Below are 12,011 nucleotides of genomic sequence, written 5' to 3' on the forward strand. Positions count from 1 at the left end.
TTCTCCCCTCGACTTATCATATACGTAGATTTTACCATAATTACAACCCATTCACGCTATATGACTATTGCTTTTTCCAATAAAGTGAAACTTTAATCAGTGGGGGTTTTCTTCATCCCCCACTGATTATCAGCTCTCACCAATCGGACTTTAATGGGATAAAAAAAGAGCTTATCCACGTCAGATAAGCCCTTCCTCACTATACGAAATACTTCTTCAAAAGCGGCGGCGTAATAATCGTCGTCAATATAACGACAATAACAATCGCTGTGAAATTTTCTTTCGCTAATAAATTTGCCGTAAGTCCATTCGCTGCGATGATAAGCGCTACTTCACCACGTGATACCATCCCAGCTCCGATACTAATAGAAGATTGAAGGTTGAATCCTGTTAGCCTTGCTCCTAAACCTGATCCAATTAACTTTGTGAAAATCGCAATAAGCGTCATAATGATAATGAACCAGAGCTGGCTTCCAATACCTTGAAATGTAATTTCCATTCCAATACTTACGAAGAACACTGGCACAAATATCGCATACGCAATCGGTTCAATTTTATGTTCTACTTCGTGCTTATACTCTGTTTGAGAAATGGCAATTCCGGCTGCAAATGCGCCAATAATACCTGCAATCCCCATCATTTCACTATAATACGAAAAAGAGAAACAAATAATAAGAGCTGCACTAATTAGAGCTTCTGTTACACGAAGTGGTACAAGCATTTTCATAATCCACGGAACAACTTTCCATGCGATAAAAACGATGCTGACGAAGAAAATAATTTTCTTTACGATAACAAGTGTTATATTCACATCTTGCGTTCCTAAAAAACTCATAACAAACGCTAATAAAATAACGACGATCACATCGTCAAATACGGCAGCACCTAAAATCGTTGTACTTTCTCTCGTATTCATTTTTCCTAAATCTCTTAGCGTTTGCACTGTAATACTAACTGACGTTGCGCAAAGTAATAACCCTAAAAAAATTGCATGAGATTGTATTAGTCCAAACAGCAATCCTGTTACATAACCACCGATGAAAGGAAAAATAATTCCACCAGCTGCTACTGCAAATGATGATTTCAAATTCCGATTTAGTTCTTCTAAATCTGTTTCAAGTCCAGCCATAAACATAAGGAGTAAAACACCAATCTCACTCAGCTCATCAATCAGTTCAGAACTATTTATAATACCAAGTACAGCTGGACCGATAATAATACCGATAATTAATTTACCAAGTACAGAAGGCTGGCCAAGCCTTACGCTAATATCACCAGCTAATTTCGTACAAAGTAAAATGACGACAAGTTCAAAATAAAATAACATAGCATCTTCTCCTACTTTAACTTTAATCAGTGGGTCGTTAACCCTCGTCCATCCCTGCAAGTAGTTTCTCCTATTCATCCGCATTTTATTTGTCATATTTTTATTTGACAAAATATTCTGAATTATATTAAGATTAATCCAGCAATTTTAAAAAACTACGCACCATAACTGTACCTCGATTTCCTTACATACTCTTTTCTAGTGGGCTCATACTACATTCGCAGTTATGGAAATGAAAAACGGGGGGGAGAGTCCAAAGTGAAATCATTATTACGAAAAAAGGCGATTACTACTGAATCACCACGACAACTACAAAGAACATTAACCGCACTTGATTTAACGTTTTTAGGAATTGGCGCCGTAATTGGCACAGGGATTTTTGTATTAACAGGTATTGTTGCAGCGAAACATTCTGGTCCTGGTATTATGTTATCATTTCTTATTGCTGCATTTACTTGTGCTTGTGTAGCCTTTTGTTATGCCGAATTTGCTTCTTCTATTCCTGTCTCAGGAAGTGTGTATACTTACGCATACATGACAGTCGGGGAAGTCGTCGCCTTCATCGTCGGATGGTGTTTAATGCTCGAATATTTACTGGCAGTCGCAGCAGTAGCTGTCGGTTGGTCTGGTTATTTACAGTCTTTACTACAAGGATTTAACATCCATCTGCCCGCCATAATCGCCTCGGCACCTGGCGTAGGAAAAGGTGGTCTCATTGATTTACCAGCTGTTTGTATTTTACTCATCATTACCGGTCTTTTAAGTTTTGGTATACGTGAAAGCGCACGCATTAATAATATTATGGTTCTGATCAAGTTAGCAGTTATTATCGCCTTTATCGTAGCAGGTGCAAAATATGTAAAACCTGAAAATTGGACACCATTCATCCCATTCGGATACGACGGTATTATTACTGGAGCTGCTACTGTATTCTTCGCCTTCTTAGGCTTTGATGCAATCGCAACCGCTGCGGAAGAAACGAAAAAACCACAGCGTGATTTACCAATTGGCATTATCGGTTCCCTTCTTATTTGTACTGTTTTATACATGATTGTATCTTTCGTTTTAACAGGTATGGTTCCGTATACACAATTAGATGTTTCTGATCCAGTTGCGTTTGCCTTGCATTTCGTTGGGGAAGATACGATTGCAGGACTACTCGCTGTTGGAGCGATGACTGGAATGACAACCGTTCTCTTAGTCGTTATGTATGGACAAGTTCGCGTTTCATATGCGATGAGCCGCGATGGCCTACTTCCAAAAGCGTTAGCACGTGTAAATAAAAGAGTGAAAATCCCTTTATTAAATACGTGGATTACTGGTGTTGTTGCCGCTTTATTAGCAGGACTTTTAGATCTGCACGTATTAGCGAATTTAGTAAATATCGGCACATTAACAGCCTTCACATTCGTTTGCTGCGCAGTACTTATTTTACGAAAAACACACCCTGACTTAAAACGCGGATTCCGCACACCTTTCGTACCTGTACTACCAGTTGTCGCGATTCTTTGCTGTTTATATTTGATGGCTAATTTATCTAAAACGACATGGATTAGCTTTATAGCTTGGCTTATAGTCGGTTTATGCTTCTATTTCTTCTACTCTAGAAAACATAGTCATTTAGCTACTGAAAAAGCAAACGATGAACAGAAAAAAGCATAACAAAATAGCTCGCCAATAAAACGGCGAGCTATCTTTCTGTGCTATTATATTTTTTCGTTAACGATTGTAAAATGAAAAATATGCCGATGCAAGCTGTAAACGATGCCCAATTCCCTATTAGCGTTGCGTATTTAATAATTCCAATACCTACAAGCACTAAGAAAATAATCACCTGATATATGAGCTTCCACTTTTGCATATATTCCCTCCTTTACTTCGTTCCCTTCTTTTTCTTCTTCCATGCATTTAAACTATCAAAGAAGAAATTAATAAATAACGTGCCTAAACCCGCTAATAAAAACGTCATTAAAAATAAAACCCATATACTTTTTTCTTTTAAGAAATAATATCCTACAAGGAGCACAACCGCGATCCATACATATTCAAGAATTCTTTTTAACTTTTTCTCTTCCAAATTATTCGCTCCTTCATTCTATGCTACTTTTAGTATAACAAAAAAGAAGCCTATCATGATAAGCTTCTTTCTCTTCTCTCTTATTTGTTTATGCTTTTTTCAACTAGTGAAATCGCATACTCTAATGTACGATTCATCATTTCTACCTGTGCATCCTTTACTTTCGCATCTTTTAACACAGATTCTGCCACTGTAATTTTTTGACTCAATGATTTCACTGAACCGTCCGTTACATTTGCAGCTTGCGCTTTTTTCACTACTGCTTTTGCAGATTCAATATTCATTTGTAATTTTTCTTTCAATGTTTTCGGTTGTTCTACTACTTTAGATTGTATAAATGTTTGATTTGCAGTTTTTAATTCATTATATGCTTGAACAATTTGTTCTCCCGTACTCGCTACATTTTCAAACACTTGTTTTGCATTATTATAGCTTTTCTCTAATTCTTGAAATGCTTCCTTTGAATATTGACCTGGCTTATCCCCAAACTCATACGTACCAGCTAACACTTCTTTTACTTTTCCAAGTTCTTCAAATAACGCATTTACTTGCTCTAACTTCGTACGGTTAGAAAACTCATTGTAAGCTGCTAATACTTCTGAAGAACTTAACGCTTTACTATATAATTTCGCAAGCGCGATTTGTCCATTTAACGGAATACCACCATTTCCATTGCTATCAGGATCCGCTCCAAGTGCAAATGGTACATTTGGATGATACACTTTTCCTGTAGCCGGTTGGCTATTTACTTTTTTACCATCTACATAAATAGCTACTTCACTTCCGTTATACGTTCCTGTTAAGTGATATGTTTTGTTTGCTTCTAATTGAACACCAACACGTTTATAACTGCCACCAATGTGAGCCCATAATTCAACATAGCCACTTCCTGTAGATTCAAAACCGATTCCGCCACTCTCTGTATTTTGCAAAATACCTTGTCCGCGAATTTCATTCATTGAAAATACTGTTTCTAACGTAAACGTATTTACAACTTTCTCTTTTTGTGCTGCTGAAAATGGAAGGTATCCAAATGTGTTTGCTTTTCCGTTTAGCTTCATAACATTCTTTTTCAATGCTTTATCATATTCAATAGTCACATTGCCCTTCACATCACCTTTTGTACCAAATGGTGAATTGTCTTTAAATGTACCATCTGCAAAGTTTACATCGAAAACATCAGCCTTTGGTACTTTCACATTCGGGTCAATATTATCTTTTTTCGTAGTAATTTCCGCCGTTAATGGTTGTACACTTTCATTGCCAAATGAATCAATCGCAACTACTTCAAGTGTATATGTTTTCCCACCATCTAACCCTGCCAGTGTAAATGTGAGCTCTTTCGGCACTGGATCACGATAAAACTCTGAGAATGCCAACAATTTGTTCTTTATTTCTCCCGTTTGCTTATCTCTAGCTTGTACGCGATAAGAATGAACAAGAAGGTTATCCAGCGCTTGTGGGAATGTTACTGTTGCTGCATTTTCTGTTACATTTGATACCGCAAGCTTTGCATCCTTTACAAAGTAAGGCTTTTCTTTATCACGATCTTCTACATGTGTAAATGTTTCTTTCTTTGCTGGTAATTTAATTTTCCAAGGCTCGCCTGTCCAAGAATTTGTATGGAAATCACGGCGATTAATCGTTACCTCTTTATCGTCTACTTCTACTAATAACCCTTGGCTTAATGTACTAGCTCCTGGTGGGATATTCCCTTGTACTTTACCACCTTCAACTTCCATATAACTTACTGAAGATGTACCAACTGATGTAAAGTCTTTTTGATGAATCGATCTTGGATCATCTAACGGATAATGTGAATGACCTGAAAACGTAATAACCTGTGGATATGCTTTCAACACCTCGTTAATTTTTGCACTATCTTTTGTTCCCCACTCTTGGCTACCATATACTGTATCTTTAATATGTTGGTGTAAAAATACGAAAATTGGTTTTTCTGGATCATCTTTTTGTGCCTTTGCCATTTCTTCTTTTAACCAATTAATTTGCTTGTCTGAATAATATCCATGAGTTGTCCCATCTTCCGGAGACATAACAAGGAAATGGTAACCTTTCACCACTTTGTGATAGTAAATCGATTCCATTCCTGTTTTTTCTAAGAAACGCTTCTGTGCGCCCTCTACAGATAAACCGTTCCAATAATCATGGTTACCAAGAGAATTCATTCGCACGGCATCTTTATTTGCATTTTCATTATACACTTGCATGAAACGATCGTATTGTTGTACCGATCCTGAATCAGTAAAATCTCCCACAATTACAAACGCATCTTGTTTAGGTGCAAGTGTATTCAGTTGCTCGATTGCTCGTTTCCAGCGAAACGTATCATCCGTTCCACTATTCTTAATATGTACATCACTTACAACTGGAAAAACTATCTTCTTCTCACTCGGTGCCTTTTCTTGCTTTTTCTCTTCCGCTTTAACTGATGTACTCCACGGAAATGATACGAACGCTAATACAAAAACCATTAATAATCCAATAAGTCCTTTTACTTTTCGTAAAGCTGTTCTTTCCACATGAATCCTCCTCATATAATCAATTAATTACAATGATTATTGTACTGAACACATATTAACTTCATATAAATTACAAATAAAATTTATTTAATTTTTGTAAATATACAGTCAATTTACTGTAACATCCAACATTATTTGTATTATCTTATACAACCATCTTTTGTCTAACAGACTCTTATTCATGATTATGAGTTGGACGCCTATTAAACAAACTTTCCTGAAATTTTTTGCCCCTTTATTAACACAACTATCGTTTTGCAACATTTAATAGTAATAAAAAGAAACTATGAAGGGAGGAGCTATTAATGGCTTGTAAAAAAAATATCGGCTGTTATGCCCCTTTATCTATCATTTGCCCTCCCTATGATCCACCTACTCCCCCTGACCCACCATCTTGTGAATTAGTCAACAATGAATTCGCTGGTAATTTTTTTATAACAAAAGAAATTCCACCGCCTTCTGAAGGTTCTACATTAATCTTATGGGAAGGAGATGGTGTACTTAAAATATCGGGTAATATTTCTGTGTATAATAGCACTAGTAGTACTGAAGCGGTTACGGTTCAAATTATTGGACAGGTGACAAATACTTTCACTGTCTATCCTGGCAACACAATGTCATATACAGGTCAATCATTACAATCTGTGGCAATTATTAATCTCCCAAATAATCCAATTCGGTATATAGAAGGAAAATATTGTTGTCAATTCTCATTTTGCTTTTAAAATGATTTATGACCTCAACTTACAAACTATAAGAAAAAGCATACCATTTTGGTATGCTTTTTCTTATGAAATTGGATAACGTACCGTTAAACATAATTGTCCTTGGCTTACTCCCGTTCCTGTCGTTACGATTTGAATTGTAGTAAAGTACCTTACTGTAAAGGATCCACTACTTTGTGGTTGTACAGTAATTGTATTCACCACTGTCGCTCCTACTAAAAAATTCACCGTAATTGGAGCTGTACCTACATCATATTTCACATAACCTGATGCGTATAAATCTTGCGTAATATTATTCGTATACACCGTTTCCGTTACCGCACCAGTAGCGGACCAATCTATACATACTTGATCTTGTACAAGCGTATTATTGGAGCAACAAGATAAACTAGAATTCCCCATTTTAGCCCTCTCCTATTCTTCTATGAAAGTGGATAACGCGTCGTGATACAAAATTCACCTTGATATGTTCCAGCTGTTGCGGCTGGTAAAGTTACCTCAATTGTTTCAAAACGACGATACGTAAAAGCAATACTAGTTCCTGGATTTAATGTTTGAGTATCAAGTGTATTACCAGCTGAGTCAAGAACTGTTAATGTTATTGCTGCTGGTCCTACATCATATCGAACAAATCCTGTTCCAATTACATTTTGATTAATATTATTGTTATACAGCACATTCGTAATAGCAGTCGCTACTACGGTTCCTGACCACGGACTACACACTTTATCTTGCACATAATTTTTATCTGGACAGCAAGTTAACGCTGCCCCTGAGCACTCACAAGACATAGTTGTTTCCCCTCTCTCTTTTTTATTCCCTATATGTGTATGTCCTTTAGAGTCTTTTGCCTGTACTATTCATCTATTTTCAAAAAATATTCATATGACTAGATAGATTCCGTTTTGTTTCTTTTTTTCATATATTTATAGACAAAGATACTAGCCACGATAAGAATAACGCCTCCTAATATAGGTAGCATATATTGTCCAACAACATCCGCAGCCTTTTCCCAATGCGGACCTAATTTCATTCCAAAATAGACATATAAAGTCGTTAGCGGGAACATTGCTACAAATGTATAAATACTAAATTTCCATATGTTCATTTTCGCCATACCACAAGGAACAGAAATAAGCGTTCGAACTCCCGGTACAAAGCGTCCAACAAATGCTACAACTGGTCCATATTTCTCAAAGAAATCATCTGCTTTTTGAATTTGTTCTTCTTTAATAAAGAAGTATTTCCCGTACTTTATTAATAGAGGACGACCACCGTAATAACCGAGTGCATATAATGTTAACGGTCCTGTCGTTCCGCCAAGCGTTCCAGCTAATACAGCTAGCCAAAAATTCATATCACCCTCGTACACCCAATATCCAACCATAGGCAAAACGACTTCTGCTGGAATAAATTCAAACGTTAAAGCCAATACAACTCCAAAATAAGAAAACTGCTTTAAAAACTCGATTATATCTAAAATAATTTGCTCCATATTTTAACTCCTATCCTACATTTACGTTATGCTTTTCTTGTAATTGAACTGGGGCCATTTTTACAATTCGGTTCAAAATAAATAACACAATCCCAATATCATCTAAAATACCGATGAACGGTAAGAAGTCTGGAATTAAATCAAGCGGCATCGCTGCATAACCAACTAAAAAAGCAATGGATAAGATTTTCTTCTTTATTGAAACCTCTTTTGAAGTAAAAAAGTCAAATAGGAATGGAACAAATCGGCGAACATGAAATACAACTCTTAATCTACTAATCAGTTTTTTCATTTTTATTTCTCCTCTCTTTGTATACAAAAAGGCCCCTACCAAATATGGTAAGGGTCCTAAAAAAGACAATAAGGGGCCTTTACCATTGCTGGTAAAGGTCTCACTAACAACGAAACGTTGCCAATAAAGCCGAGGGTTTCTCCCTGTAATGACGACTTTACTGTAATAAGTTACTCCCCTTTATATACACAATTTTATACAATCACATTAAAATATTTTGGAGGGCTTGTCAATATATTTTATATCCCAAGCCCTTCCGTAAAAAACAAAAAACGTATAGGAAATTTCTTACTATCTCATAATATACATAATCATTTTTGAATGAAAGGAGAGGCTTCATTTGCATACAGTATGGAAAGGTGCGCTTTCACTTGGACTATTAAATATAGGAATTAAACTATATAGCGCCGTAGAAGAAAACGATATAAAATTTTTAAGTCTCCATAAAGAATGCTTAACACCTATTAAATATAAAAAATTCGCTCCTGATTGTACGGATGAAGACATTGATGATAAAGATATTGTAAAAGCCTATGAATATGCACCTCATAAATACATTATTATGGATGAAAAAGAATTAGCTGCGTTGCAAAAAGCTCACGAACCACGATCCATTCGTATTATATCTTTTGTCCAAAATGACGAAATCGATTCTGTTCTTTATGACCGCTCTTATTTTATAGGCCCTACCCCAGGACATGAAAAATCATATTTGTTATTAAAAGAAGCTCTTGAACGTACAAATAAACTTGGGCTTATTCATATTGCTATTAGAAAAAAACAACATTTAGCTATTATCCGTAACTTTGAAGATGGACTTATGTTGCAAACTATTCACTACCCTAATGAAATTCGCGATATAACAAATACACCTAACTTACCAAGTAACGAAAATTATCCGATTCAAAAACAAGAACTCACCGCAGCAATGAATTTAATCCATCATCTTACAAATCCTTTTGAACAAGAAATGTATACAGATGAGTATAAAGAAGCTCTTACCGAATTAATCGAAAATAAAATTGAACAACAGGAAAAAACGGAAACAATCTCTCCTGCTCCAAACATCATCAATATTATGGAGACATTACAGGCAAGTATTGAACAAGCAAAAATAAAAAGAGACAATAAAACAGAAAAAGAGGCCAAATAAAATTGACCTCTTTTTCTTTAAAGCGGATTACATTTTGGCATTTCAAGTCCAGACGATTGAGCCAATTTTAATAAGTAATAACATTCCTCTCTTGCCATATGGTCTGCCATTCTAGCTGATAATGTACTTAATACTTCATTTGATAACTCCAATTCTTCAACTTCATGTAAAAAATGTGAAAATAATTTCAATTCAAGTGAAACATCTTTTGTAAACTTCTTTAATGCTGGAAAATGATGAAGCTCCGTTCGTAAATATCCAGTCATCTCAACCGCCTTTAAGTAAAATTGTTCAAAATGCTTCGTAAATTCTTCACTTTTCTCTTTTAATCTTTTTTCAACAAGATCTAGCCCACCAGAAATAGAACCCGCATGACCAGCCGCATCCGTTAACCAAACGAGATGATAGTGCAGTTCATGAAAAACAGGCGGAACTTCCCCTTTCTTTAAAAACTCTAAAACCGTTATATACTCCTCTACTTCATTTACCATATGATTGATAAAAGTTGGCGTAAAATGAATTGTAATTTTTCCTTCCAACTGTTTCTGTATAATATTTAATTTAAACATTCGTATTTCCTTAGCTGCTTGTTCAGCCTCTTTTGAGAATGCCATCAGATTTACATTCCGAACTTTATTTAACAGATTCGTAAATGTTTCAACAAAGTAAGTAGCTTTCTTTATATCCTCTGTTTCCTTCGGCGCTAACGCATCAAGTAAAAACTGCGCATGATCAGTAAGTACCTTTAGCCAAAATTGATGCTCAAACAATGCACTTTCTTCATAATTTCTCTCCACTAAATCCCCTCCGTTTATTCACCCTTCTCTACTACTTGAAGTTTATATCCATCTGGGTCTTGTACTACAATACTCCTCGCACATTCATTTTCTGTATATAAAATTTCATAAAACGCTAGCTTCTTTTTCAATTTCTCTATGTTAGAAATCGTAAACGTTAAATCCTCACATGAATCTGTAACACTTTTTTCCCGTCCACCTAACACGCGATTCATGACAAAACTAATTCTCTTTGAATCAGAATCATACCAAACCCCTGTTATATCTAATTGCGGTCTTTCTAAACTAGGTTTAATTCCTAAAATCCCTTCGTAAAAATACAACGTTTCCTTTAAGTTTTTCACTTCCAATACAATGAATTGTTTCACAGTCTCCACATTCATTCCCCCCGTACCTATTACTTTTTTATATGTGTCATAAATGCTCATTATGTCTGAATACAATACGTAGTAATGAACATGTAAGGAGGTTTATTCGTGAATAAATATATGAGATCATTTGTGCCCTATCATAGTCCTCTCGATCCTTGTCCTCCTATCGGAAAAAAATATTATTCTACTCCTCCTAATTTATTTTTAGGCTTTCAACCGCCAAACTTACCGCAATTCACGCCAAAAGAAGCACTCCAAAAAGGAACTTTATGGCCTGTTTTTTATGACTATTATGAAAATCCTTATAAAAAAGGGCGGTGACTACTGACGTGACTCAATCGCTACCAGAAGAATATTATCAGCTGTTACTGGAGCTTCAAGAACTAGACTTTGTACTAGTCGAACTCACTCTTTATTTAGATACACATCCAGATGACACTGCTGCTATTAATCAATTTAATGACTTTTCCTATAAACGAAGAGTATTAAAACAAAAGATGGAAGAAAAATACGGGCCACTCCAACAGTTTGGAAACAGCTATTCTAATGCCCCTTGGGAATGGAGCAAAGGTCCTTGGCCATGGCAAATATAAAGGAGAGAAACTATGTGGATTTATGAAAAAAAATTACAATACCCAGTTAAAGTAGGAACTTGTAATCCAGCACTTGCAAAATTATTAATTGAGCAATATGGCGGTGCAGATGGGGAATTAGCTGCTGCACTCCGTTACTTAAATCAACGTTATACAATTCCTGATAAAGTCATTGGTCTCCTTACCGATATTGGTACAGAAGAATTTGCTCACCTTGAAATGATTGCTACAATGGTTTATAAGCTGACGAAAGATGCGACTCCTGAACAAATGAAAGCTGCTGGTCTTGACCCTCATTACGCTGATCATGATAGTGCACTCCACTACCATAACGCTGCTGGTGTTCCATTTACTGCAACCTATATACAAGCTAAAGGCGATCCAATTGCCGACCTATACGAGGATATTGCGGCTGAAGAAAAAGCACGCGCAACATATCAATGGCTTATTAACTTATCAGATGATCCAGATATAAATGACAGCCTACGCTTCTTACGTGAACGAGAAATCGTCCATTCACAACGTTTCAGAGAAGCGGTTGAAATTTTAAAAGAAGAACGTGATAAAAAAATATTTTTTTAAAACACGTATCCTAGGGATATGTGTTTTTTTACGTTATAAGTTAAATCCTTCCTATTAAA

16 protein-coding genes are annotated in these 12,011 nt (G+C 35.8%); 6 read left to right on the forward strand and 10 right to left on the reverse strand.

The window, feature by feature from the left end; genetic code table 11:
* Positions 1-199 precede the first annotated feature (199 nt).
* Entirely contained in the window at positions 200-1,423 is a 1,224-nt protein-coding gene (locus ACTFRS_RS19960) for a cation:proton antiporter (protein ID WP_373696334.1), read from the reverse strand.
* Positions 1,424-1,585: 162 nt separating this feature from the next.
* Here ACTFRS_RS19960 and ACTFRS_RS19965 point away from each other — a divergent pair, with 162 nt between their 5' ends.
* Entirely contained in the window at positions 1,586-2,989 is a 1,404-nt protein-coding gene (locus tag ACTFRS_RS19965; protein ID WP_000838699.1) for an amino acid permease, read from the forward strand.
* A gap of 28 nt (positions 2,990-3,017) precedes the next feature.
* On the opposite strand, the gene ACTFRS_RS19970 is transcribed toward ACTFRS_RS19965, so the two are convergent.
* From ACTFRS_RS19970 to ACTFRS_RS19980, 3 genes are all read right to left on the reverse strand, one after another.
* The gene (locus ACTFRS_RS19970; protein WP_001174849.1) at positions 3,018-3,188 is read right to left on the reverse strand and encodes a hypothetical protein; all 171 of its coding nucleotides are present in this window, start codon (positions 3,186-3,188) and stop codon (positions 3,018-3,020) included.
* A 12-nt stretch (positions 3,189-3,200) separates the two neighbouring features.
* Complete coding sequence (locus ACTFRS_RS19975) at positions 3,201-3,404, reverse strand: hypothetical protein (RefSeq protein ID WP_000391504.1); 204 nt, start codon at positions 3,402-3,404, stop codon at positions 3,201-3,203.
* A gap of 80 nt (positions 3,405-3,484) precedes the next feature.
* Positions 3,485-5,944: a LamG-like jellyroll fold domain-containing protein gene (locus ACTFRS_RS19980; RefSeq protein ID WP_440025663.1), complete on the reverse strand. Its 2,460-nt coding sequence runs from the start codon at positions 5,942-5,944 to the stop codon at positions 3,485-3,487.
* 305 nt (positions 5,945-6,249) lie between these two features.
* Between ACTFRS_RS19980 and ACTFRS_RS19985 the strand changes: the two genes are divergently transcribed.
* Entirely contained in the window at positions 6,250-6,669 is a 420-nt protein-coding gene (locus tag ACTFRS_RS19985) for an S-Ena type endospore appendage (RefSeq protein ID WP_016716547.1), read from the forward strand.
* A 63-nt stretch (positions 6,670-6,732) separates the two neighbouring features.
* Here the strand turns inward: ACTFRS_RS19985 and ACTFRS_RS19990 are convergent, their stop codons facing one another.
* From ACTFRS_RS19990 to ACTFRS_RS20005, 4 genes are all read right to left on the reverse strand, one after another.
* On the reverse strand, positions 6,733-7,071 hold the full coding sequence (locus ACTFRS_RS19990) for a DUF3992 domain-containing protein (RefSeq protein ID WP_000528442.1): 339 nt from the start codon (positions 7,069-7,071) through the stop codon (positions 6,733-6,735).
* Between the two features lie 20 nt (positions 7,072-7,091).
* On the reverse strand, positions 7,092-7,460 hold the full coding sequence (locus ACTFRS_RS19995; RefSeq protein ID WP_001277532.1) for a DUF3992 domain-containing protein: 369 nt from the start codon (positions 7,458-7,460) through the stop codon (positions 7,092-7,094).
* A gap of 98 nt (positions 7,461-7,558) precedes the next feature.
* On the reverse strand, positions 7,559-8,164 hold the full coding sequence (locus ACTFRS_RS20000) for a DedA family protein (RefSeq protein ID WP_000435017.1): 606 nt from the start codon (positions 8,162-8,164) through the stop codon (positions 7,559-7,561).
* A gap of 10 nt (positions 8,165-8,174) precedes the next feature.
* Positions 8,175-8,456 carry a YkvA family protein gene (locus ACTFRS_RS20005; RefSeq protein WP_440025660.1) on the reverse strand — a complete coding sequence of 94 codons (282 nt, stop codon included), beginning with the start codon at positions 8,454-8,456 and terminating at the stop codon, positions 8,175-8,177.
* A gap of 340 nt (positions 8,457-8,796) precedes the next feature.
* On the opposite strand from ACTFRS_RS20005, the gene ku reads away from it, so the two are divergent.
* Positions 8,797-9,609 carry a non-homologous end joining protein Ku gene (gene ku, locus ACTFRS_RS20010; RefSeq protein WP_000557725.1) on the forward strand — a complete coding sequence of 271 codons (813 nt, stop codon included), beginning with the start codon at positions 8,797-8,799 and terminating at the stop codon, positions 9,607-9,609.
* Between the two features lie 17 nt (positions 9,610-9,626).
* Here ku and ACTFRS_RS20015 read toward each other — a convergent pair whose 3' ends face one another.
* Positions 9,627-10,406, reverse strand: a complete 780-nt coding sequence (locus ACTFRS_RS20015) for a DUF2935 domain-containing protein (RefSeq protein ID WP_000440981.1) — start codon at positions 10,404-10,406, stop codon at positions 9,627-9,629.
* Between the two features lie 14 nt (positions 10,407-10,420).
* Positions 10,421-10,849, reverse strand: a complete 429-nt coding sequence (locus ACTFRS_RS20020; RefSeq protein ID WP_116733372.1) for a VOC family protein — start codon at positions 10,847-10,849, stop codon at positions 10,421-10,423.
* Positions 10,850-10,882: 33 nt separating this feature from the next.
* Here ACTFRS_RS20020 and ACTFRS_RS20025 point away from each other — a divergent pair, with 33 nt between their 5' ends.
* From ACTFRS_RS20025 to cotJC, 3 genes are read left to right on the forward strand one after another with little or no spacing between them, the layout of a single operon-like run.
* Complete coding sequence (locus ACTFRS_RS20025; protein ID WP_001046257.1) at positions 10,883-11,098, forward strand: spore coat associated protein CotJA; 216 nt, start codon at positions 10,883-10,885, stop codon at positions 11,096-11,098.
* An 8-nt stretch (positions 11,099-11,106) separates the two neighbouring features.
* On the forward strand, positions 11,107-11,370 hold the full coding sequence (locus ACTFRS_RS20030; RefSeq protein WP_000194492.1) for a spore coat protein CotJB: 264 nt from the start codon (positions 11,107-11,109) through the stop codon (positions 11,368-11,370).
* A gap of 12 nt (positions 11,371-11,382) precedes the next feature.
* Entirely contained in the window at positions 11,383-11,952 is a 570-nt protein-coding gene (gene cotJC, locus ACTFRS_RS20035) for a spore coat protein CotJC (protein ID WP_000265273.1), read from the forward strand.
* The last annotated feature ends 59 nt before the right edge of the window (positions 11,953-12,011 follow it).

Origin of the sequence: Bacillus cereus group sp. MYBK139-1, from assembly GCF_051916915.1 — a bacterium.
Taxonomy (GTDB): domain Bacteria; phylum Bacillota; class Bacilli; order Bacillales; family Bacillaceae_G; genus Bacillus_A; species Bacillus_A pacificus.

What these genes read in the sequence shown, in the direction of transcription:
- ACTFRS_RS19960 (WP_373696334.1), bottom strand. Translation starts at nt 1,423, where the DNA reads ATGACAAATAAAATGCGGATGAATAGGAGAAACTACTTGCAGGGATGG.
- ACTFRS_RS19970 (WP_001174849.1), bottom strand. Translation starts at nt 3,188, where the DNA reads ATGCAAAAGTGGAAGCTCATATATCAGGTGATTATTTTCTTAGTGCTT.
- ACTFRS_RS19985 (WP_016716547.1), top strand. Translation starts at nt 6,250, where the DNA reads ATGGCTTGTAAAAAAAATATCGGCTGTTATGCCCCTTTATCTATCATT.
- ACTFRS_RS19990 (WP_000528442.1), bottom strand. Translation starts at nt 7,071, where the DNA reads ATGGGGAATTCTAGTTTATCTTGTTGCTCCAATAATACGCTTGTACAA.
- ACTFRS_RS19995 (WP_001277532.1), bottom strand. Translation starts at nt 7,460, where the DNA reads ATGTCTTGTGAGTGCTCAGGGGCAGCGTTAACTTGCTGTCCAGATAAA.
- ACTFRS_RS20000 (WP_000435017.1), bottom strand. Translation starts at nt 8,164, where the DNA reads ATGGAGCAAATTATTTTAGATATAATCGAGTTTTTAAAGCAGTTTTCT.
- ACTFRS_RS20005 (WP_440025660.1), bottom strand. Translation starts at nt 8,456, where the DNA reads ATGAAAAAACTGATTAGTAGATTAAGAGTTGTATTTCATGTTCGCCGA.
- cotJC (WP_000265273.1), top strand. Translation starts at nt 11,383, where the DNA reads ATGTGGATTTATGAAAAAAAATTACAATACCCAGTTAAAGTAGGAACT.